Here is a 21,905-nt window from a genome sequence, read left to right as displayed (position 1 = left end):
AAACGTCCGTTTCTGGCACAAAGTGGAGGGCCGCACTCAAGGTCCGCTTAGAGCGAGAAGCGGACGTCCGGTGTCGGGGCTCAGGACTACTTTTACACAGGGCAGAAACTGTTTAACCTGCACATGTAACTAGCGCTTACGACTCTTTTGATCCCCGAGTTCTGAATCTACCCAGATAACGACTGCATCGATGAAAGCACGCACCTGAGGCAATAAAAAGTGACGATCCGGGTATACGACAGCAATCTGCATTTCAGTACCAATGATATCTTTCAGTACAGGGAGGAGAGCGCCCTGCTGCAGGTGTCCGCGAATCAACTCTTCAGGCAATAGTGCAATGCCACGGCTGTTTAAGGCGGCCTCACAAAGCAGCGAAATATCGTCAGTAAAAAAGGTGCCTTCCACCTTTACCCGGTCTCCGGAAAGTAAAGGCCAGTACATATCGGGTAACTCTCCACGCGACAAACCCACAAGGCAATGATGCTCTTTAAGGTCATGCTGGGTGACAGGAAACCCCATCCCTGAAAGGTAGCCCGGTGAAGCGACGGCAATAACCGGGTCACGAAAAAGCGTGCGGGCAATCAACCCGGGCTGCATGTGAGTGCTGGCTCTCAGTGCAACGTCATATCCCCCGCTTCGTAAATCGACATGATGACTGGAGGTATGAATATGGACGCGCAGCATAGGATGCTGAGCTGTAAATTCACACAGCATCGCGCGGAAGCTTTTTTTCATACCGGGGGGAATCGATACTCTTAAGTCCCCCCTTAAATGGCCTCCGATTCGGGATACACTTTGTTCAGCCTGTCTTATCGCCTCAAGTGCGATAATGGCTTCTTTATAAAAGATGCTTCCCGGTTCCGTCAGTACCAGGCTCCGGGTTGTGCGCAGGAGAAGACGGGCGTTCAGCTTTTTTTCAAGCTGCGCGATCCGACGGCTCACGGTTGCGCGGGGAATGCCCAGTTCAGCTGCGGCACGGGAAAGTGATTTTGCATCGACAGTTTTCGTAAACGCAATAAGCTCGGAGGTCTCTGCAGCAAGCGCCATATGGATCATTTTCGGTCAGGTGATGACAGTTTAAAGAGTATTGTCACGGATTACGCTCAGCGGCAAGCTTTCCCTGACGATATCCGGGCAAAACAGGTTGCCTGGCCATTTATCCAGAACGATATCCAGAAGGTGTGAAATGCCAGAAGAAAAGAAAATTATTGCCGTGTTTGGTGCAACCGGCCACCAGGGAAAAGGCGTGGTGCAGGCGCTAAAAGCTGCCCGTCAGTTCAGGGTCCGGGCCTTGTCCCGCAACCCTCAGAGCTATACAGGAGAGGCTGATGAAGTCCTGTATGCGGATCTTGAAAAGCCTGAATCGCTTAATGACGCACTGAAGGGTGTACACGGTGTGTTTCTGGTCACTGATTACTGGCGCCAGGGCACAGATGAGAAGGCGCAGGCAACATCCGCGATCGAAGCCGCAAAAATAAGCGGCGTGCAACACTTTATCTGGTCCACGCTCCCCGACGTTGATTCGGTCAGTCAGGGTGAATTCAGGCTCCCGCAGTTCACCAATAAAGCCAGAATAGACAGCCAGGTAAAAGCGGCTGGCTTCACTTATCACACCTTTGTCGTGCCACCGGCTTATTATCAGAACTTCTCCGGCCCCTTTGGTCCACAAAAACAACAGGACGGGAGTTATGGATGGGTTCTGCCAATTAACCCCGACGTCCGCTGCATTCATATGGGCGACATAAACGAGCTGGGAAAAATCGTGGCCGGTGCGTTTGCAAATCCTGATTTCGCAGGAAAAGGCGACTATCTGCCACTGGTCGGCGATTTCCTCAGCTTCAGTGAGATTGTTGATACGCTAAATCAACTTGGGTACCCGGTAACCTTTAAACAGGTTCCACGCGACGTCTATGCCGGTTTCTTTCCTGGCGCGGAAGCACTGGGCGATACGCTGGCGTATTATGAAAAATATACCTACCTTGGCCCGGGTTCGCATGAAACGGCGATTGCACTGGCAAACAGAGTTGCAGAATTTCAACCGGCAACTTTCAAATCCTGGGCCCGTGAGAATTTTGCACTCAACATGAAATAAATCATTTTGCCGGGCTCCTGATTCATTCACCCGTTCCAGCGTTCGCAGAAGTAAGAGAGAATAAACAACATATGTCCGCTTCCGTCACGAAGCGGACGTGCTAACTGAGCTGAAGGTCCACGTGGGGCGAACAACGGAAGTTCGTAATTTATCCCATAGTTGTTAATGCGTGTTAATGAATGGGGAGCTGGTCACAGTAACATCTGTTTGTGCAGCGAAGCATCATGGTTTCATTGATAAGAAGATAATGATTTGCTCTCTGCTCCCGGATATAATTATTTATAAGCAACAGTCGTAATACTGTTGATGTTATTCCCCTGTTCTATCTCATTTACAAACGCCTCCGCATAATCAGCATAGGAAATACGACTGTTCCCATCAGCGTCTTTTAAAACATCCTTTCCTCCAGTTTGATAATTACCGACTTTTTCTCCGGGGCCAATCTCCGCCGGCGGAGAAAAGAACGTCCATTTTAAATCAGTTGAAGCCTGATAAATTTTATATGCTTTATCATGGGCTAAACCATAAGGATAATAATCGGAAGGAAAGTACGGTGCATCTAGCAGTTTTTCACCGGGAGCCACTTCCAGGCTTGCCGCGCCACCAACAACAATGACACGTTTAACTTCTGCAGCGCGGGCAGCACTGACTATAGACTGGGCAGCATCAACTAAAGTTCCAATGTGTTCTCCATGTACCCCATATGCACTTGCAAGTATGTCCACACCACGGATAGCATTTGCAAACGCAGCGGTATCTGAAATATCGATGACCCTGAGCTGAATTCCTTCCAGCCCTTTTGGGACAGCACGTTCAGTTCTGACAATTCCGATAACGGTATGACCTTTGCGGATAGCTTCCCTGGCAATTTCAAATCCAATTTTTCCTGTTGGGGCTATTAGGGCAATTTTCATTTTATACTCTCTATAGTTAACTGGGTCGTGGAATAGTAAATTATTTACAGATGACAAACCCTATCAGATAAGATTCATAGTGACTTACCAATATAGTTACTTTAGTTGTACACAGCATTCATCCTGACGACAGCAGGATGCACTAGATTCACATATACTTATGAAGCACACTATAACTAATGATTATATAAGTCTGTGTTGATATAAATGTGATGCAAGAGTTGTCTGTTTCAATAATCTAAAATTACTCGTGTCGAACAGTTTTTTTTGCCTTTTAATAAGGATGGTGGTTATTGTTAAATAATTATGAAAAATATCGAAACTATTCTTCATGTTTATTATTATCAGTGAGTGCTGACCAAAGAGTCTCATCCGGTAACTTTTGCCCCCATGTATTCATTGTCAGTAATATTGGTTCTAAAGATTCCCCTAAAGCTGTAAGCTCATAAATAACCCTCGGCGGGGTTTCCGCAAACGCCGTACGCATAACCAGCCCGCTTTTTTCAAAGCGTCGTAACCGATGCGTCAGTGTATGCGCACTGATGCCAGGGAGCGATTTCCGAAGCTCACTAAAGCGTTGAGGGCCGCGCAGCAGTTCCCTCACAATCAATGTTGCCCAAGGGCCGTCCAGTAATAAAAGAAATCTCGCAACGCCACATGATGGCAGGTCATAGCCGCCCATATATATCCAGTTGAGTTGGTTAAGTCGACACACGTTGTCCATAACATAATACATGGCCGTTCTGTTCTGAGGTAGTCTGCCCGGCTCCGGACGGGCTAAATCTCCCCTGGGCAATAATCACATCACCTTCTTATTTTCCAAAACCCGGAATGATGTCGAGAGCCTGTAGCATCGCGAGCTGATCGAATTGCTCCCAGTGGCCGGTTATTTTACCGTCCGAAAGCGAATAGGCTGTTATGCCATTCAGGGAAAAATGTTTGCCTGTCGCCGGCACATGAAGGAATTGTCCGACATGCTCCACTGCTGCATGCCAAATGGCGACGACGGTATCCCCCTGCTCGATCACCCGATCCACATAGTAGACCTGCTTAAAAGCACTGTTTATGAACCGCACGCTCGCTTTAAAACCTGCCTTATTGGGTTCGGCACCAAATACGGGTGAATGGTCTTTAAATGAACCGGAAAGCCGTTGTTCAACCAGCTGTGAAGCAATTTCGGCATCATTTGAATTGTAGAAAGCGGTGAACAGATCCGTGCCATAAGGATTGATACTCATTGTGTTTACCTCAGCAAATAAAAGGAAGAAATAACACCCGTTAACAGGTCTTGATATCTAAAAAATAAAGTTAATTAGGGGGCGTTCCGGCATACACCTATTCCTACCGGCCTGAAGCCTAACGGACACATGCTATGTGATGACTACTGGGCTCAGTCCGCCATTCATTAAAGTTCACATCCTTAAACTCCAGGTCGCGAATGATAACTTTCGATTCAATAGTTCACTAAATGCACCAGTTACGTCAAATGCACTATTGGGATTTTTTCATTTTTTTTTAATGCAGTGAAAGCTACCCCTGATCCAAAATCCTGCTCCATTCAGAAACAAAATTCCAAGATGATACAGCCCCCCTGAAGCGGAGGTGATGTCGATGAAAAAGTCATAATTCGCCGAAGGGCACATTGTATTAGCCCTGAAGCAGGTCGAGCTGGTGATATCCGTACCTTGCACTGAGCTGACGAGTTTACTGAGTTGAAGGTCCGCTGTTGGCACATAGTGGACTTTACTGACCGGACACGATGCCTGAGGTCAGGCAGGACGTTCAGGGTGAAAATGATACGTGTCACTTTGTCGCTGATCCGCTGTCAGGCTGATTTATCCACTCAGGGCAATAATCAGCGACATTCCCTTCCTGAAAGGCAATAATCCATTCATCGCAATAATCAAAGATAATTAGTGCCCTATCAGCACCAATTGTTTTCTTCCCTATACGAGATCCGAAAAAAGGTAGTCCCGGATCTTCTTTCCGCACCCCGGCGCGCAGCGGCCAGGAAATACAATATGTAGCGGTGTTATCAGTTGATCATGACGCTATATGTTGTGCCTCTCCCCTGCCGCGTGACCCGGCGCGCAACAGCAGAAAACAGCGGTATGATTATTTCCTCACCGTGGTACACTTCCGGAAAATGGTGAATAGGCAATAAATCGGATCTGACCGGAACGGCCATCCGGTAATTTAACAGCGTGGCTATATGGCTGCTTATTATCATCGTGTAAATGATGACGGCATGGAAAAATCATCCCAGTGACAGACGCAGGGTTGTGCGCAGATAGTTCTGCCGCTCGTCATAATTACCCTGAGTGACTATTTAAAAAATTAATCGTAAGGACGCTAAATGACAGAGGTGCCTGGAAGTGAATCTCAGATTAGGGAGATCGTCTTTATCGTCAATATGGAATATGGCGATGTGTATTTACGAAAGACTAAAGACAGCAATGGCGATGACTATTTTGTGATTCTGAATTCAAAAGGTGAGGAAGTTGCTGAATGGGATGAGGATGCTCAGGAATGGACTCTGCTACCGCGCCCCCGTCCCACAGGAAATACGCAGAACAGCACTAACATTACTCACATATCAGCTCGTATAGAGGAACAATGCATTCGAATTTCGCTGTGCGAGGGCCAATTGGCAGAATTGACTAAGCCTAAAGGCATCAAGAAGAAAGCTCGCAGGGGGCCATAAACGTTGCGATTAATGGCGGGATTTCATTATAAAGGAACAACTATGGCTGACTGGTTTATTGCCACCGAAGGCGTGAAGGTCGTGAAGGACAGCGCCAGCCTGTGGCCACAGATCATCACGGCGGTTTCATCTGCCGGCGCCGCCCTTTTCGGTGTGAGAATGACTCATTACTTCACCGGCAAACGAGAAAGGGAGGCTGCAGAGAAAAAAATAAAACAGGCACGGCAATTTATCTCCATTGAACTGGTGTTCCTGCTGGAAAAGTTCGCCGAATCCTGCTCCGATGTTGCTGCGGACTTGGGTGAAGATGAAGATGAAGATAAAGATATAGATGGTGAATTTCTTCAACACACCTTCGTACCAACAGTCGACTTTCCTGACCTCAGTTTCAAAGACGTCAGTGGAGACTGGCAGGTTCTCGATGTACGTCTGATGTACCGAATCAGGGAACTCGTGGTTCTTCAGAAGGAAGCCCATAAAGATATCGCTGTCGCTGGCTATGCAGCCCCGGATGGAGAGCGTAAAGAATACTTCCGTGAGCGCCGGTATCAGTATGCCCGTCTGGGGCTTAAAGCCATCATTCAGGCCCGACGTCTGCGCAAGATGGCCGGATTTCCCGATACACCTCTTGCAGTTTCGCCTTTGTCTGCTCAGCCTGTTCTGTGGGATGTGTGGCGAAAGGAGCGTCGTCGAAGGGCTAAACAAGCCGCTGAAGAAAGAAAAATGTTTGCTGATCCGAACTACCCGGAGAACCTGGAATTATGAGCGGCGTTATTCCCTATTCTCATCCTTTGCATCCGCCACCGTCGCTCCCTGTGGCCATCGACTATCCGGCCGCACTTGCGCTGCGCCAGATGGCTCTTGTACACGATGAACTGCCGAAATACCTGCTGGCGCCGGAAGTGAGCGCCCTGCTCCACTACGTGCCGGATCTTCACCGCAGGATGCTGCTGGCGACACTCTGGAATACCGGCGCGCGCATCAACGAAGCGCTGGCCCTGACGCGGGGGGATTTTTCGCTGGCGCCGCCGTACCCGTTCGTGCAGCTGGCCACGCTGAAACAGCGCGCGGAAAAAGCCTCCAGAACGGCCGGTCGTGCGCCGGCCGGCAGTCAGGCGCATCGTCTGGTTCCGCTGTCCGACAGCCAGTACGTCAGCCAGCTGGAGATGATGGTGGCCACCCTGAAAATACCACTGGAACGCAAAAACAGGCGCACCGGCAGGACGGAAAAGGCGCGTCTGTGGGAGATCACCGACCGGACGGCACGGACGTGGATCAGTGAAGCCGTGGACGCCGCAGCGGCCGACGGCGTGACGTTCTCCGTGCCGGTGACGCCGCACACCTTCCGCCACTCCTATGCCATGCACATGCTGTATGCCGGTATTCCGCTCAAGGTGCTGCAGAGCCTGATGGGGCATAAAAGTATCAGCTCGACGGAAGTGTACACGAAGGTGTTTGCGCTCGATGTCGCGGCGCGGCACCGGGTGCAGTTCCAGATGCCCGGCGCGGAGGCCGTGGCCCTGCTGAAAGGTCACTTATAAGTGGTCACCGTTGCAGGGGTAACAGATGAGTGGTTCATTTGACGGGTGTACCCCTGATCCCTGCAACAGTTCTGCAGCTCACATTAAGCATACCCGAATGTGACCGCCTGACATGCTCGACGGGTATTTCCAGCCCCTCGCCCGTTCAGAGCAGAATTCACGGTTTGCTTTGCAGGTCAAGAATAATAAATACGATCGCCAAAAATATTTACTGGACATTTTTTCCGATAGTGTCGGAATGTCCAGGACGGATAGTTTTTTATGTAGTCGGACTGTTTTTTTGTAAATGGTCGGATATCACCTGATTAGATCTGGACAGAATCACCGCGCCGTCCAGGCTGGCGGCGGTAACACATTAGGCCAGAGTGATCTAGACGGTGAACGGCGAGGCTATGGTGTCCAGAGCGCGGTAAACAGTAACAGCTGTAGGCCAAGTGAATTCTTAGACTTTTCGGGAAAACGACTGGCCAGAATTAACGGAGAATTGGTAGAATTCATTCGTGAATGCATACGGACCAAAATCTCGCAGGTTAAGTTTCTTGCGATTTAAATAGTATCCTATTAATGTATCACTAGATGTACTGACAAGCATAAGGTGCAATGGAAAATCATGAATCAAGAAGAAATAAAAAGAAAAGCTGCTGAAGCTTTATCAAAATTGCCTTCCAATATTTCATTTATCATTCAACATATGCCATTACCAGCTTGCTGGGCGTTAGCTCAAGCGATTGATGAGATAATTTCTGGTAGAAATGCTGATAGGTATAATCAAGGTATTGCTATTGGCTTTATTTTGGCCTCTTTATTAAGAGATGAAATAACGGAAAAGCAGCATAATGAATTGGCGTTGTATGTAGGGAATTTAATTTAAATTTTCTTAAGAGCTTGTATTTTTTTTCGTTTTAATTGATCTGCAATTTAGTTTCGTGCTTATTTGATGCCCGAAACTAAATTTCTACAACTAAATCTAAAACTATGTGACCTGTCTGAGTTATTCTATTCATTTAAAGCGATCTGCTACTTCTTCTGGATGTTGGGTGATGTTTAATACGGTGGCGCGATCTCCATTATCAGTAGCAGACAGTATTTCTAATAATTCTCCAACTGCATCTTCTTTCATATCTATTCCTTTCTCAAGGAATAATTCTAATAGAGCAAAATAATATTTTTTTACTTGTCTATAATCTTTGCCAGTTAAAACACATGGTCTGTCTTCGAGATATTCTATGAGCTCTTTTTCTTTATTCATCATGCACTCCTTAGAGTTAAAAATAGAACCCTATTCTATAGGAAAAACCTGCAATGTCTATATGACGAATGATGATTGATCAGGATGGATAAGCTTGTGCATGCGTTCCGCAAAGTGGCTCTATGCTTGCAGTTTTGCGAGTCCACCGGCGCATCGATGGCGCGTTATGCCTGCAACTTTGCATTCAGCCACGCAGCCAGCAGAACTGGACAGAATGACCGGAATGTCTAACGGAAGGGGGAATTAAACGAGGAGCGTAAAAAAGGCCGCTCAAGCGGCCTGATGGCAGGTGCTATCTAGCTTCTCATCCATACCCGTAAAACTAATTTCTTATCGAAGTATAAAGTCTCCATATTAATTACAGTGCCATTTTGCTGCTCTAGCCATGCATTGATACGGGCTAATATTTCTTCAGTCGTTTCATTACGTGTCGAATAAATAGTAGCGCCTTGTACCTCTTGCTGCGTAAAGTCTTTAAATACAATTTTTTCATTTTTCATTAGCTTATCCTCTAGTTAATAACTCTATCTTACCTGACCGGGGAATTTTCTATTATTCTACCAGGCGAGTAGCGGTTGTGCCTGGTGGCGCGGGGAATTACGTAACCTGACGGGATTTATCGGTAGTTCTGCGAACGCTGCCGCATATCGATGGCGGGGAATGCCAGCAGAAAAACGAGCTGCAGCAGTTGACACTATGCCGATGTGCCAGCAGATTGGGATCTGGCCGCGCAGCCATCATAACCACTCAGAACGCTGGTCTGGTCTAATTTTATACGCGCTGTTCTGTCTCCGCTAGCGGAACTGAACAGAATTACCTGAAAGTCTAATATGAGTGAATAAGCAGTGACATGGTATATTCCGAGATGACTCAATTAGCACAACGGACAGCACTATCATGCAGAAAACATTAGCAGAACGGTTTGACTCACTTGAAGCAGACTATCAAGATCTTTTATCAACCAAAAATATGCAATACAACACTCTACTTAAAGCAAACAGCATGAATGTTGATTCAGGAAAGTACAAGACATGGATTGGCCGCGTTAAAAAGTTACTTGAAGACAGCTACGGAAAAGATTCAGATTTTTATAATGACTTTAATAGGGCTCTGAAACGTTTTTATGTCTCGAACTATGAGATTCTCACCACGCAATTAAAACCGACCTTCGACGCCGCTAAAGCTGACGTGGATTATGCTCTCACTCGGAATTCAAGTTCAGTATTTAAAGAAACTGATAGTTTAGATCTGCTAATTAACATTCTTGAAAGATTTCCAGCGTTCTGTCGCCAACTGAAAAAACGATATAATGACAGAGAAACCATTGAGGTTAATGACGAGTATGACGTTCAGGATCTGGTTCATGCACTTCTCACCCTGCATTTCGATGATGTCAGACCGGAAGAGGCTTCGCCGAGTTATGCTGGCTCTTCCTCCAGACAGGACTTTTTACTTAAAAAAGAGAAGATAGTTATTGAGGTTAAGAAAACTCGTAAGTCTTTGGGGGCGAGGCAAATCGGAGAAGAATTGATAATTGATATGGCCCGTTACCGCGCCCATCCGAACTGTGACACGCTGATCTGTTTTGTTTATGACCCGGACGGATGGGTGAATAACCCGAAAGGTGTGATTGCCGATCTGGAGGGGGACGATTCAAAAGGCAAGACCAGAGTGGTGATAGCCCAGAATTGAAACTCACTACTACATCTGGACAGAATTACCGGAGCGCCCAAGTGGCGAGGGAATTACATGATAAGCGTCACATACGCATTCTCGCTCGTAGCTTTCTTGATGATTATAATGGCCATGAACTTGCTCGGTGATCTGCTTTGCAGCAGATCAATTCCGTAGACGACTTACTCACGCAGAAAAGGATCCCCTTCTGTATGGCCATGAAACTTGTCCGTAAAAAAGCTCCTCGGGGCGGCCTTATTCGCTGGCTGGACAACGACGAAGAAACGGCCGTCAAGAACGTGTCCGGGCGGCGGATTTCCGCCGGGCGTGAGCAATACGTGCTGGCAGAAAAGGTTCTCCTGGAAATGCGTCAGAGGGAAGCCTGGCTGCAGTGTGACTGTGTGCCCGGCGATTCGCCGGCGATGAACAGCGCTAACCTTATGCAGGATACTGGCACACTTTTTCTGGCCGGGTTTAACCATGAACATGCGCCAGACTGCGCGATGTACCGCCCGTTCAGTGGCGATACCGGTGCTACCTCCTCCGGAACCCGCAAAACAGCTGGCAGCCAGCGTATCAGTTACCGGAGTTTTCTGCCGCCTGACGACTCCGAAACCCGGATTAAGTCTCCGGCGCGTCCGGTCGCTCCGGCAGATGATCGTACTCGCCGGACTCGGCGTTCGCGTATTGCGCGCCTGCTGCTTTCACTGATAGAGGACGCGGGACTTAACCGTATGACTACGCTGCATCCCCTTCCGGTTCGTGGAGTGACCGAATCCGTCAATGCACTTCGGACTGTTACGGAAAATATCGAGTTTATCCGTGATCGCAGGCTTTCAGATATTGTTCGTTTTTCACCGGCGATGAGTGTACACGGCATGGAGAAACTGATGCAGGAGCTCGAACGTCCGGACACTCACTGGCCAGCTGGGAGGACGCGCATGTTCTTTCAGATTTTTATGTCCGATCATGTAACCCGCGATGAAGTCTCGTTTCGTTGGACGGACGGAGAGCGGCAGTTTCGTCCGGAGCGCGGAGTCAGTATTAATGGCGAAGCTCAGGACGGTGCACGCCCACCTTACTGGGTAATTCTGGCCTTTCGACGGGGAATGGACGGCACGGTTATCTGTAGCGAAGGCTATGCACATGCCCTCTTCCGCCGGGGATGCCCGGTACCGGTTGACAGCGGCCTTGAGCGCACCACCCTCGAAAGCCTGTCTGAAGTTGCGGGCTGGCTTGCAAAAAAACCGGATGCGCCGACTCTGAGTCTCGAAAAACCGCTTTTTGATATCGAAGTTACTCTGAACGGAGAAAAAGGGTTTGTGCTGCCCGATTTCATTGTGACTGCTACCAAGCCTGGCGGGAAACAGCATACTGTGGTGGTTGAAACAATGGGATATACCGATGATGATTACTGTGAACGAAAGGCGGAACAGCACAAAGGGATGCGTCAATTGGGTTTATTTCAGACTGATCCTCCCCGCTGGCCACAGGAGCTGGATAAAACTTTCACGAGACATGTTTTTGGCATCTTCATGAATCTTCCAGATTAAATAATAAGCCTCCGAAAGAAGGCTTATTAATACTTAATAAATCATACTTATGAAGTGTGAATTATGAGTTCATATTTATTGAAACTTTTTCGAAGTATAGTTCCAGAGCTTCTCTGACTATAGCGCTTACGTTTTTGGGGTCTTTACCGCTTCGTTTGTTTTGTAGCGCAAGATCTTCTGTTTTCCGCAGCATCGACTCCCCAAGAGATATCGTTGTGCGGCACTGCTTCTCTTGTTCTGGCTTAACTTCTTCAATTTTCTCAGGCGAGCCATACGGCTTATCTGACAGACGTCGTGCAAGCGCATCTGCCTCTTCGTCTGTAACACTCGTCCGTGTTGCTGAAGCCTGCATGCTGGGTTTTTTTACCATGATCAAAATACCTCTGACACTAGTTGCTCAATCTCTTCAATTGCAGCTTTGTTTTCAGTTTCCAGCACACCGGTTCCGTTACTCATACAATCTCTGTACACCTTACGGAAGCAAATGACAGTTTCCATTGTTTTGATTGTTGGAAACTCTTCCAGATACTCAAGAAACTCCTTTCTCTCGTTGCCTCGTAATACCGGGTTGGTAGTTCCCATACTCTGGAGGCAAAAAACCTTAAGGTCAGGATTAAGGTCACGCATTGCTTCAATCTGTTGTTGTAGTTCTACAAGCGTGTCCAGATCAGGTTGCGAGCATTGCAGTGGAGCAATTATCTGATGCGCGGCAACACCGCTAGTTATGAATTCACGGGAGTTACGTCCCGCAACGTCAACGATGACATGAGAATACTTCTCATCGAGGGCACGTAAGGTGGATGTCAGGTTGTCGAATTTTTCTATCAAAGTGATTGTGGGTTTTGTATTTGCGGCTTCACGCTCCGCATGCCATTTTGCGGCGGAACGCTGCAAATCAGCATTCAGTAAGCAAACGTCTTGCCCTTTAAGCGCCAGCGCAACGGCAATATTCACTGCGGTTGTTGTCTTTCCTGACCCACCTTTATTACCACCGATGACTGTAATCATTCCAAGCCTCATAAGTATGATTTGTGAAGTATGATTTATTACATTGACTATATTCTAATGTCAATTAACAAAGAATATTTATGATGTATTATTTCATACATATGACTTCATTTGTATGAGATCATAAGTATTATTTTATGATTTCATACTTATGATTTATGACTTACGAGATTCAATTTCCTCCCGTAACGAATTGTTCAGCCCACGTGGATTGACAGAACCTGTCAAGTGGAAAGAATTATCCGTTGAACCTGGAAGGTCCGGTTGAATGAACCATTTATATTGGCGCAATATAGGAATGGAGTGATGTGGTAGCGAGGTCAGCCCATGCACACACTTACTTTTCGCGAAGCGTATTTTAGTCCAACAAAGGTGGCCAAAAGACATCTGTGACAAATTGCCCTCACAGGCATGTTCACCCATTTGTGACAAATTGCCTTGAGTGATAACAGCCGTGATTTGTGACAAATAACCCTTACTGCAAAAGTAAGGACATCACGCACTTCCAGTGACAAATTGCACTCATTGCAGAGCCAGATCTCAGGGCAATTTGTCACTCAACAGAAGACGCTGCGAGATGAAGTGTGACAAATCGCCCTCAGTTGTATTTTTTCAGGGTACGGAAGAGCCATCTACTGAGCAGCCTTGTGTGACAAATTGCCCTGAACTTCAAAGAACAGATGTGACAATCTGCCCTCATTCTATGGCTGGCGAAAGCGAGGATATGTCTTTGAATGTAAATATGATATGTGTGGTCTGGCGACCTTTTTTCTTTTCAATGTACGAAAGGCGCATGGGGGTACGACTGTTGATTTCATCAACGGAGGCCTGCAGGAAACGGCGACGAAAATCTGGCATACGCTGATAGCTCTGCGGCAGCTGGTAACGCTCCATAAGCCAGTCAACACGAAGTGAAACCACTCCGGATCCATCAGCTCTGCGATACTGACAAAGCGACTCATATAACCGCATCGCATAGGGATTTGTTATCTCTTTAGTTTCGCTAAGGCGAAACTGCGTAAAACGGTTCTGAAGGCCGATAAAGAAAGGGATGAGGTAAGGGTTGATATGCACGCTGTATACCCCTCTGGCGGGGCTATGGGCGCGCTTAATAAACCAGGGATAAGTTTCATAGCCTTTCTCATCCCCGGAGTCTTCCTCTGGGCGATAGAAGACCACCTCTTTACCAGTAAACCCTTTGAGGGCCTGGCGAATATCTTTACTCGCCTCAGCTGAAGTGAGGCCGAACGTTGAGGCGTACTGAGCAACATGGATTTCGCAGATTCCGTCATGCTCCTGGAGAGTGCCATCACTTTTTCGGATCTGGTCGACAAATAGATACAGCATGCGTTTCTGATCACGGGAAAGACTGTATGCGGCTTCCGTCAGTTCATTCGACTGAACAATACGTGGACTGTTCTTGCGTTTTGGCTGATTGATCAGGGCTGTTTCTGTCATGACCTTTCCATGTTAAGTGTGACAAGTCTGGAGATTGTCACATTTATTCAAAGATAGTCAACCGACATGAATAACCCTGTGATTATGTTCTCTAACAGAGGGCAATTTGTCACAGGTTTGAGGGCGTATTGTCACGATTGCCCCCCTCGAGTGAGGGCAGAATGTCACAGATTAAGGGCAGTTTGTCACAGACACTGCCCTGGAGACCGCTCCTGTACTGGGCTGACTGGCTGTCTAAAAACATAGATCTAAAAACCTATATAAAAAGATCTTATAAAAATAGCCAGTGGATATGTGGATAAATAGTTTCGATATACAGGGGCAATATCCAGAATTAAAGACGGCTGCCGCGCCCGGTTCCTCCGGGCTTGCCCAACCCGGCACACCCGGACAGATGAATCCTGTCCAGCTGTACCGGGTTACCAGTTCTGTTCTGTGCGTATGGTGAGACAGTGCCATCGCACGGCGTCCTGCCGTGCTTGTGAATGCTCTGTGCATGGATCACTTTCGTCAGCCAATACGGGCAAGGGGCAGTTCTTTCCAGCGTGTCGTGTAAGCAGGGCTCAGCATTTCCCGTTTCATTTTCCACTGAGGGGCTATGCCACGCCCGGCAAACCAGACCTGGCCAAGCCCGGAATGATTGATCCCGTCAACAACACTCATTAGTTCCTGACTGTGCGGGCGGGGAGGCTGCTCATCAAACAGGTTCAGTTGGGCAATGCCGGAACCGCTGAAGTCATTAAGCATGACCCCTGCCTTTGCATACCGGTGATCGTCGCGCCAGATACGCTCCAGTGCGCGGACAGCGGCTGCAATAATGTCCCGTGTGTCCTGCGTGGCCGTAAGCAGTTTTTCACTTGCCACGTTGCCGTAGTAGGGTTCAGTGGCAGAGAAGGGGGAGGTTTTGATAAAGACTGAAATGTGCCGGCAGTACTGGCGTTCTCCCCGCAGTTTTTCGGCGGCGCGCTCCGCGTACTGGCAGACAGCCTGACGTATGGAGTCATACGTAGTGATACGCTCGCCAAACGACCGGGAACATACAATCTGCTGCTTCGGTGGCGGAGCTTCCTCGAGCGCAATACAGCTCTCACCGTTCAGTTCCCGGACGGTGCGTTCCAGCACCACATTAAAATTTTTACGGATAAAAGCGGTGTTGGCCTGCGCCAGCTGAAGTGCGGTGGTAATCCCCATTGTGTTAAGCTTTCGAGCGATACGGCTGCCCACCCCCCATATTTCCTGGACAGGCTGAAGTGAAAGCATCTTTGCTGTGCGGGCGGGATTTCCTGGCGTCAGCGCCAGCACGCCCCTGAACGCTGGCCACTCCTTCGACGCCCACTGCGCTGATTTTGCCAGTGTCTTGGTGGGACCCATTCCGACGCCGATAGTGAGCCGGGTACAGGCATAAACATGTTCGCGCAGCTGCGTGCCGAATGCCTCATAACTGATGGCGGTTTCCAGCCCCCGGAGATCCAGGAACATCTCGTCGATTGAGTATGCTTCCACGCCTGGAGTCAGCTCTTCCAGACAGGCCATCACGCGGTTACTCAGACTGGCATATAATTCATAATTACTCGAGAAAACAAATAGTTGCTCTGGAAACTGCTGCTCGCGAATTTTGAACCACGGGTCACCCATTCGGATGCCTAGCCGCTTCGCTTCCTTGGAACGCGCTATGCAGCAACCGTCATTATTACTTAGAACAATCAGAGGTTTATCACGCAAGTCGGGGCGAAATACTTTTTCGCAGCTGGCATAGAACGAATTAACGTCGGCTAGTCCAAACATTTCATCACCTCGCGCGTCCGGTGAATGATGTGAGTAACAACGCCGAAGATCTGCAGTTCATCCGGATCCGGATAAATGGGCGGAAAAGCAGGATTCATGGGCTGCAGACAGAGCCGGGGCCGGGTAATCAGTCGCTTCACGGTGAATTCCGCGCCCATGCCGGCCACCACAATGTCGCCGTTCACCGGTTTCATGGCACTATCGACGACCAGCAGATCACCACTGAAAAGAAATCCGTCCTGCATGCTGTCTCCGTGGGCGCGCAGGTAGTAAGTCGCGCTGCGGTGCCGGATGCAGTACTCGTTCAGGTCAAGCTCTTTCTCCACATAGTCCTGGGCGGGAGACGGAAAACCACAGGGCACCATCTCCAGAAATAATGGCAGATTTACAGGCACGTTTGCTTGTGTAGGGGTCAGCATTACCAGCTTCATAACGCTATTCCTCATCTGTATTTATACTGTTTATATATACAGTATTATTAATTTGTTTCACCTGTGCTTTCAAGCGAGACGTAATCTTTATCAATTAACTAAATGAAAAATAGAGAAATTATTTTTATCTCTTTAGCTCCCTCCTGGTCTTGTTTTGTGCATCACAGGCGTAGCAAACCAGTCATGTGCCGACGTGGAAAAGAGAGGATCAATACAGGTCGGTTGTCAGCGACAACCGACCTGGACGGGCGTCATTACCAGTGAAATTTCTAAAAAAGGACAGGTCGGCACAGCGTGCATTTCGGGCGGACATCAGAAGAAGGGTATATTTGCGCGGAAGGGGACAGAAAATTACATTTCCGGCAGTAAACTCTATTATTATATCCTCGCTATAATTGATGTAAATGTGATGGGGGAATAAAGAACAGTCAGCATCTTCTGAATTCCTCAAGCATTGCGGAAAACTCATCATTTTTCTTTATAAAATTCATGAGGAATTCTTCAGTGATATATTCCTGGTAACCATTTTCATATTTGGTTGAAAGTATTTGTTTGGCATCATCACCAGGTAAATCCATTTCAGCGGTAACCTGATAACTATGCATTATTCTGTTACGAATTAGCACTAATTAATTGAAACTATTAGCTATTTTCTCATCTGATGCCTGAGTTATTGTCTCTGCTATTGGCTTTTTAAGTCGCCCCGATGTTTTATCAATCAATTCATACCAGCTGTATTTTCTTTTGGTATCTTTATTGAGTATATTTTCAATAACAAAGCTGTTATTTGAATTAAAAACGCAAAGCGCGGTGCCAAGCAGTTCTCTGTACTGTTTAGACGGTAGTGCCTGATGTGTATAGCTTTCATACATTGTTTTATTCTCCTTAATATGTACTTTTACAGATCCCGGCAGACGAGGATCGTTGTCCGATGCTATTAATGATTTGAACCGTGAATACTGACTATTTTAAGCGGGCAGGAGCGTTGGTTCTTTTGCCGCCTGAGGGGTTACCCGTTGTGCTCGGCCAGTTTTCCATGCGTCTTGACCGGTTTCCCGGATGGTTGTCTGAGCGCTGTATGATTTCTTCCGGAGTTCTGATTGTATTGCGTACTACCGCTGTTTCTCCCACGTCAATCGCGGTGGCAATATCCAGAAGATCAGATATCGCACTTTCCTTGATGATTTTCCCGCTGGCGTGTAGCTCCAGGATGGTGGAGATATAATCCGCAAGTTCTTTGTATTCACCGGTACTGAGTTTCGCTCCCTTTTTTCCAAAGGCCTTTGACGCTGCTTTTCTCAAATCCATATTCTGTCTTCCTTTCATATACCGTAACACAACTTTTACAGGTGACTTTACCAGAACGAGGAGGCGGAAAGCGGTACCGGCTTCGCATAACGCAGATAAATGGTTCGCTGACCCCACTACTGCCCTGTTGTATGTGCCTTACTCAGGTTGTGTCTAGAGGTTGAGTTTTTATTAATACTCATATTGAGTATTTTATATTTACATTTATGAGATGTTGCTTTATGATGTTCTCAAATTGAGATTATCAAAAGGTGCATTATGATAAATATATATTGTGACGACGGCTCAACCAACATCAAGCTGGCCTGGTTTGAGGGCGACGAACTTGAGACCCGCCTCTCGGCGAACTCCTTCCGGCATGGCTGGAAAGTTGCGGATTTCGGGACCGGGGCATTCAATTATCAGATCGGTAACCTGAAATACACCTGGGACAGTGTCAGCCGGGATGCGGTGCCGACAACAAATGTTGAATACCAGTACGGCGATCTGAACCTGCTGGCGGTACATCATGCCCTGCTGAACAGCGGGCTGCTACCCCAGGAGGTCTCACTCACGGTAACGCTGCCCCTGAGCGAATACTACGATCAGGACTGCCAGAAAAATGAAGCGAACATCCGCCGCAAACGCGAGAATCTGCTGCGGGATATTGTGGTAAACAAGCGTGAACGCTTTGTCATAACCGATGTTACCGTTATGCCGGAATCCCTGCCGGCAGCCTTCACCCGCCTGGCGGAACTGCAGCCGGCGCCATCGGAAACCACCCTCATCATCGATATCGGTGGTACCACGCTTGATGCCGGTGTGATTGTTGGTCAATTTGAAGATATCAGCGCAGTGCACGGTAACCCCTCTGTCGGAGTATCGATGGTGACGCGGGCGGCTCAGGCTGCACTGCGTGCTGCCGAAAGTGAAACCAGCCCGCTGATTGCCGATACTGTTGTACGCAACCGGAAAGATCGTGCATTTCTGAACCGCATCATTAATGATGGGAACAGAATTGATTATGTTACTGACAAAATTGAGGAAGCTATCGACACCCTGGGTTCTCAGGTCGTCAGCGAGCTGGCCAGACACCGGAACGTGAACCGGATTTTCCTGGTCGGTGGCGGAGCTCCACTGATTGAGCCGTCAGTTCGTAAAGCTTGGCCCCTGTCAGCTGAACGAATTGAGGTCATCAGCGATCCGCAGATGGCCCTGGCCAGGGAGATAGCCCGTTATCACCATGAGGGCTGACCGTGCCTGCAGGCAAATACTCCTTTTATCTTCACTCTGATGACCGTACTGACATGCTGGCTGCCGGTACGCTGGAAACTGTCTCCCAGCCGCTGCGGGGGGAATTCATTCGCACTGCCGCTATTGCCGGCAGTGTGCTTTACCAGGCGGATAACCGGCTTCCTGGCCTGGTGACGGAGTTGTTTGACGGCCAGCTGCGATATGGCCAGCTTGTCAGCCTGATTGTTGCGCTGACAGGGCAGTATGACAGTGCACTGCTACCGCCGGCGGAAACACTGCCGACAGTAACGGAAGGGGAGACAGGTCAGTCAGATAATACGGCTCGCAGACGCTTCACGCTGTTATTACCGGACAATCCGGAGTCCCGGCAGGTAGCTGTGCTTCTTGAGGGCACCACCTCCCGCCAGCGCGGCGTGTTGTTACGTAACCTGATAGTCGCCGGATTTGCATTGCACACGCTTGATCCGCGTCTCCCCCGACTGCTTGCGAGTATGCCGGTTCCTCCGACCGACATTAAAGCGCTGGGGCAGCTAGCCGCTCAGATAGCCGGTGTTACGGTTTCCGGTCATCCTGACAGAACCGGTACTAACGCAGATGGAAAGAGTGAAATGTCATCGGTGCAGGCAAAGGACACGTCGGTGCTCCGACGGAACATGAAAAAAATACTATAAACGGATGGCTACCAATGGGACGTTTTAAACAGAGTACTGAAAAACTGGTGATCGACCTGTTACGCCGCTCCGGTGTTCCGGAGGCGCAGCTGAACAACCGGATGCGAAAGGCAGGGCGGGGGCTGCTGCTGCTCAGCGTCCTGTTCATTATTCCACTGATTATTATGGATCATGCAAGCCTGTGGGCGACCATCCTGCTCCAGGCTATCTACGGTGTTCTCGTCTGTCTCGGTGTGCTACTCGCTTTCGATGAGCAGGAAAAAAGCCGCCGTTAACTGCTGTATTACTTAATCTCTCCCAACCCGCCACCGGCGGGTTTTTTTATGCGCTTACAGTCTCGCTGGATTTTTTAGCGTAAAACCCCTCCATTCTCATCAAACTGCAGGCAAAGTTTATGAATTCTTGATACCTCATCACGGATGGGGGTGAAGAAATATTTGGCTCCCATGAGAACAAGGCACTCACTGTTTGGATCCAATAGTTTAAAAATATGATTACCTTGTTCGTCAGCTTCCATATGGCTGCCCAGTCTACATTCCGGAAAAAAAATTCCACTGTCTTTTTCAAGCAGGAACAAATCTAAACGCTCATCAAAATGTTCCCAAGCGTTTCTCAGGTCACGATTGAACAGAGCTGAGTTCTCGTCCAAATCAAAAGCAGTTCTCAACCTTTCACCACGCGAAAATTTCAACCTTTGAACATTAGGCTGAGTTTTTTTCCCCTGAGGAGATGGCCAGAAAAAACGGGACAAAGCAGCGGCATGGCCCACCGCTTCCTGGGTGATGCTTATAAGGTACTCCGGAAGAACCTCCTTATTTTTTAAACCCTCATATCGATTGAATGATTCAAGACACCTGCCTGAACAGTAAAGTAAGGAGTGGATATAAAAAGCCTCATAGGGCGTAAAAATTCCCTTAAAACCCTCCGTAATAATCTGTGCTTTACCTTCAATTTCTTCAGATGAAATGGTACGCATTAGCAACTCCATGAATATAATAATATGTGCTTGCAACGATAACGCCCTGTAACACTTACAGTGTACCTGAACTGCTTCTTGAATCGCCACGGATAATCTAGACACTTCTGAGCCGTTGATAATACAGGTTTTCATATTCAGCCGGTGGCATCTGCTCGCTCGAACCATGCCGACGCTTACTGTTATAAAACATTTCGATGTAATCAAAAATATCGCTTCTGGCTTCGTCTCTCGTTCCGTAGATCCTTTTCTTAATCCGTTCGCGTTTCAGTAGCTGGAAAAAGCTTTCCGCAACCGCGTTGTCGTGGCAGTTACCGCGACGACTCATGCTGCCTTCCAGACCGTGTGATCTCAGGAACGACTGCCACTCATGGCTCGTGTACTGACTGCCCTGATCAGAGTGAACCAGTACCTGCTTTTGAGGATTACGCCTCCACACCGCCATAAGTAATGCGTTCAGGACAATCTCTTTTGTCATGCGGGGTTGCATTGACCAGCCGATAACTTTTCGGGAGAACAGGTCAACCACCACGGCCAGATACAGCCAGCCTTCGTGGGTTCGGATGTAGGTTATGTCCGTCACCCAACGCTCATCAGGTGAGTCCGGATTGAACTGCCGCTGGAGCCTGTTGGGTGTCACGATGCTGGCTTCGCCTTTACGTGCTCGTGGGCTACGGTACCCAACCTGAGCTTTTATTCCGGCACGCTTCATCAGCCGCCAGACCCGGTTCACTCCGCACTGCTGCCCGGTATCACGCAGATCGAGATGGATCTTGCGATAACCATAGACGCAGCCAGACTCAAGCCAGAACTGTTTGATCTGCCCGGTCAGCATCTGGTCTGTCTGGTGACGCTGCGAATGCGGCTGCTGAAGCCAGAAATAAAATCCACCCGGATGGACATCCAGAACCCGACAGAGCAAACGAACAGGCCAGCAACGGCTGTTGTCGCGGATAAAGGCGTACCTCAGTCGGACAGCTTTGCGAAGTACGCCGCGGCTTTTTTTAATATGTCCCGTTCGTCCGTAACCCGCTTCAACTCTTTCTGAAGATGGCGGATCTCGGCCTGAGCATCTGACTGTTCATTATGAGTGGAAGAATCCGGGCCGTACTTCTTTATCCAGGCGTAAAGACTGTGAGTGGTGATATCGAGACGTGTTGCAACACTGGAAACAGAATGACCACGATCAACAACCTGTTTGACTGCTTCAATTTTAAACTCTTCAGGATAACGCTTACCGCTCATGGGCACCTCTCTTTAAGTCATCTTAAATGACTCTGAGGTGTCTGTTAAACCCGTGGCGATTCA

The 21,905-nt window shown here is 48.3% G+C and carries 26 protein-coding genes; 10 read left to right on the top strand and 16 right to left on the bottom strand.

The genetic code is table 11. The features are described from left to right. Positions 1-129: 129 nt before the first annotated feature. Positions 130-1,047 carry a LysR family transcriptional regulator gene (locus H650_RS23660; RefSeq protein ID WP_016495530.1) on the bottom strand — a complete coding sequence of 306 codons (918 nt, stop codon included), beginning with the start codon at positions 1,045-1,047 and terminating at the stop codon, positions 130-132. Between the two features lie 139 nt (positions 1,048-1,186). On the opposite strand from H650_RS23660, the gene H650_RS23655 reads away from it, so the two are divergent. After that, positions 1,187-2,092 carry an NmrA/HSCARG family protein gene (locus tag H650_RS23655; protein WP_016495528.1) on the top strand — a complete coding sequence of 302 codons (906 nt, stop codon included), beginning with the start codon at positions 1,187-1,189 and terminating at the stop codon, positions 2,090-2,092. A gap of 275 nt (positions 2,093-2,367) precedes the next feature. On the opposite strand, the gene H650_RS23650 is transcribed toward H650_RS23655, so the two are convergent. The 3 genes from H650_RS23650 to H650_RS23640 form a co-directional block, all read right to left on the bottom strand. Further along, positions 2,368-3,006 carry an NAD(P)-dependent oxidoreductase gene (locus H650_RS23650; protein WP_016495527.1) on the bottom strand — a complete coding sequence of 213 codons (639 nt, stop codon included), beginning with the start codon at positions 3,004-3,006 and terminating at the stop codon, positions 2,368-2,370. Positions 3,007-3,328: 322 nt separating this feature from the next. Next, positions 3,329-3,688 carry a winged helix-turn-helix transcriptional regulator gene (locus H650_RS23645; protein ID WP_044489865.1) on the bottom strand — a complete coding sequence of 120 codons (360 nt, stop codon included), beginning with the start codon at positions 3,686-3,688 and terminating at the stop codon, positions 3,329-3,331. Positions 3,689-3,818: 130 nt separating this feature from the next. Further along, the gene (locus tag H650_RS23640; RefSeq protein WP_016495525.1) at positions 3,819-4,244 is read right to left on the bottom strand and encodes an ester cyclase; all 426 of its coding nucleotides are present in this window, start codon (positions 4,242-4,244) and stop codon (positions 3,819-3,821) included. A 1,118-nt stretch (positions 4,245-5,362) separates the two neighbouring features. Between H650_RS23640 and H650_RS23635 the strand changes: the two genes are divergently transcribed. From H650_RS23635 to H650_RS23620, 4 genes are all read left to right on the top strand, one after another. After that, positions 5,363-5,710, top strand: coding sequence for a hypothetical protein (locus H650_RS23635; protein ID WP_016495524.1), 348 nt, complete (start codon positions 5,363-5,365; stop codon positions 5,708-5,710). A gap of 42 nt (positions 5,711-5,752) precedes the next feature. Continuing rightward, positions 5,753-6,475 (top strand): hypothetical protein, encoded by a 723-nt coding sequence (locus H650_RS23630; RefSeq protein ID WP_016495523.1) that lies wholly within the window; start codon positions 5,753-5,755, stop codon positions 6,473-6,475. Next, a complete protein-coding gene (locus tag H650_RS23625) occupies positions 6,472-7,251 on the top strand; it encodes a site-specific integrase (RefSeq protein WP_016495522.1) in 780 nt (259 codons plus the stop codon). Before H650_RS23630 ends, H650_RS23625 begins: the two co-directional genes overlap by 4 nt. 610 nt (positions 7,252-7,861) lie before the next feature. Next, the gene (locus H650_RS23620) at positions 7,862-8,122 is read left to right on the top strand and encodes a hypothetical protein (RefSeq protein ID WP_016495521.1); all 261 of its coding nucleotides are present in this window, start codon (positions 7,862-7,864) and stop codon (positions 8,120-8,122) included. Between the two features lie 129 nt (positions 8,123-8,251). Here H650_RS23620 and H650_RS23615 read toward each other — a convergent pair whose 3' ends face one another. Next, complete coding sequence (locus H650_RS23615; RefSeq protein WP_189660126.1) at positions 8,252-8,503, bottom strand: hypothetical protein; 252 nt, start codon at positions 8,501-8,503, stop codon at positions 8,252-8,254. A 293-nt stretch (positions 8,504-8,796) separates the two neighbouring features. Further along, a complete protein-coding gene (locus H650_RS23610; protein ID WP_016495519.1) occupies positions 8,797-9,000 on the bottom strand; it encodes a hypothetical protein in 204 nt (67 codons plus the stop codon). 397 nt (positions 9,001-9,397) lie between these two features. Here H650_RS23610 and H650_RS23605 point away from each other — a divergent pair, with 397 nt between their 5' ends. Together H650_RS23605 and H650_RS23600 are read left to right on the top strand one after the other, a co-directional pair. After that, the gene (locus H650_RS23605; RefSeq protein WP_016495518.1) at positions 9,398-10,192 is read left to right on the top strand and encodes a PD-(D/E)XK nuclease domain-containing protein; all 795 of its coding nucleotides are present in this window, start codon (positions 9,398-9,400) and stop codon (positions 10,190-10,192) included. 194 nt (positions 10,193-10,386) lie between these two features. Continuing rightward, positions 10,387-11,727 carry a DUF8534 domain-containing protein gene (locus H650_RS23600; protein ID WP_016495517.1) on the top strand — a complete coding sequence of 447 codons (1,341 nt, stop codon included), beginning with the start codon at positions 10,387-10,389 and terminating at the stop codon, positions 11,725-11,727. Positions 11,728-11,788: 61 nt separating this feature from the next. Here H650_RS23600 and H650_RS23595 read toward each other — a convergent pair whose 3' ends face one another. The 8 genes from H650_RS23595 to H650_RS23565 form a co-directional block, all read right to left on the bottom strand. Further along, positions 11,789-12,097 (bottom strand): ribbon-helix-helix domain-containing protein, encoded by a 309-nt coding sequence (locus tag H650_RS23595; protein WP_016495516.1) that lies wholly within the window; start codon positions 12,095-12,097, stop codon positions 11,789-11,791. Between the two features lie 2 nt (positions 12,098-12,099). Further along, a complete protein-coding gene (locus H650_RS23590; protein ID WP_016495515.1) occupies positions 12,100-12,735 on the bottom strand; it encodes a division plane positioning ATPase MipZ in 636 nt (211 codons plus the stop codon). 696 nt (positions 12,736-13,431) lie between these two features. Further along, positions 13,432-14,193, bottom strand: a complete 762-nt coding sequence (gene repE, locus H650_RS23585) for a replication initiation protein RepE (RefSeq protein ID WP_016495514.1) — start codon at positions 14,191-14,193, stop codon at positions 13,432-13,434. Between the two features lie 510 nt (positions 14,194-14,703). After that, a complete protein-coding gene (locus H650_RS23580) occupies positions 14,704-15,978 on the bottom strand; it encodes a Y-family DNA polymerase (protein WP_044489848.1) in 1,275 nt (424 codons plus the stop codon). Next, positions 15,966-16,409 carry a translesion error-prone DNA polymerase V autoproteolytic subunit gene (umuD, locus tag H650_RS23575; protein ID WP_016495512.1) on the bottom strand — a complete coding sequence of 148 codons (444 nt, stop codon included), beginning with the start codon at positions 16,407-16,409 and terminating at the stop codon, positions 15,966-15,968. Before umuD ends, H650_RS23580 begins: the two co-directional genes overlap by 13 nt. 428 nt (positions 16,410-16,837) lie before the next feature. Next, positions 16,838-16,987, bottom strand: a complete 150-nt coding sequence (locus tag H650_RS26170) for a hypothetical protein (protein WP_016495511.1) — start codon at positions 16,985-16,987, stop codon at positions 16,838-16,840. 51 nt (positions 16,988-17,038) lie between these two features. After that, positions 17,039-17,281, bottom strand: a complete 243-nt coding sequence (locus H650_RS26165; RefSeq protein ID WP_016495510.1) for a hypothetical protein — start codon at positions 17,279-17,281, stop codon at positions 17,039-17,041. 91 nt (positions 17,282-17,372) lie between these two features. Beyond that, positions 17,373-17,717 carry a hypothetical protein gene (locus tag H650_RS23565; protein ID WP_016495509.1) on the bottom strand — a complete coding sequence of 115 codons (345 nt, stop codon included), beginning with the start codon at positions 17,715-17,717 and terminating at the stop codon, positions 17,373-17,375. Between the two features lie 261 nt (positions 17,718-17,978). Here H650_RS23565 and parM point away from each other — a divergent pair, with 261 nt between their 5' ends. Genes parM through H650_RS23550 form a run of 3 tightly spaced genes read left to right on the top strand, consistent with a single transcriptional unit; the run spans position 17,979 to position 19,896 of the window. Beyond that, positions 17,979-18,950, top strand: coding sequence for a plasmid segregation protein ParM domain-containing protein (gene parM / locus H650_RS23560; protein ID WP_189660128.1), 972 nt, complete (start codon positions 17,979-17,981; stop codon positions 18,948-18,950). A gap of 2 nt (positions 18,951-18,952) precedes the next feature. Beyond that, positions 18,953-19,621: a plasmid partitioning/stability family protein gene (locus H650_RS23555; RefSeq protein WP_016495507.1), complete on the top strand. Its 669-nt coding sequence runs from the start codon at positions 18,953-18,955 to the stop codon at positions 19,619-19,621. A 14-nt stretch (positions 19,622-19,635) separates the two neighbouring features. Beyond that, on the top strand, positions 19,636-19,896 hold the full coding sequence (locus H650_RS23550) for a hypothetical protein (protein WP_016495506.1): 261 nt from the start codon (positions 19,636-19,638) through the stop codon (positions 19,894-19,896). A 74-nt stretch (positions 19,897-19,970) separates the two neighbouring features. On the opposite strand, the gene H650_RS23545 is transcribed toward H650_RS23550, so the two are convergent. Then, positions 19,971-20,597, bottom strand: coding sequence for a hypothetical protein (locus H650_RS23545; RefSeq protein ID WP_016495505.1), 627 nt, complete (start codon positions 20,595-20,597; stop codon positions 19,971-19,973). A gap of 97 nt (positions 20,598-20,694) precedes the next feature. Next, positions 20,695-21,842, bottom strand: a protein-coding gene (locus H650_RS23540; protein ID WP_110093664.1) for an IS3 family transposase whose coding sequence is annotated in 2 segments (ribosomal slippage) — positions 20,695-21,605 and positions 21,605-21,842 — 1,149 coding nt in all. Because the reading frame shifts where the segments join, the coding sequence is not laid out codon by codon here. Positions 21,843-21,905: the final 63 nt, after the last annotated feature.

It is taken from the genome of Enterobacter sp. R4-368 (genome assembly GCF_000410515.1).
Taxonomy (GTDB): domain Bacteria; phylum Pseudomonadota; class Gammaproteobacteria; order Enterobacterales; family Enterobacteriaceae; genus Kosakonia.
This window is presented reverse-complemented; position numbering and strand designations above follow the sequence as displayed.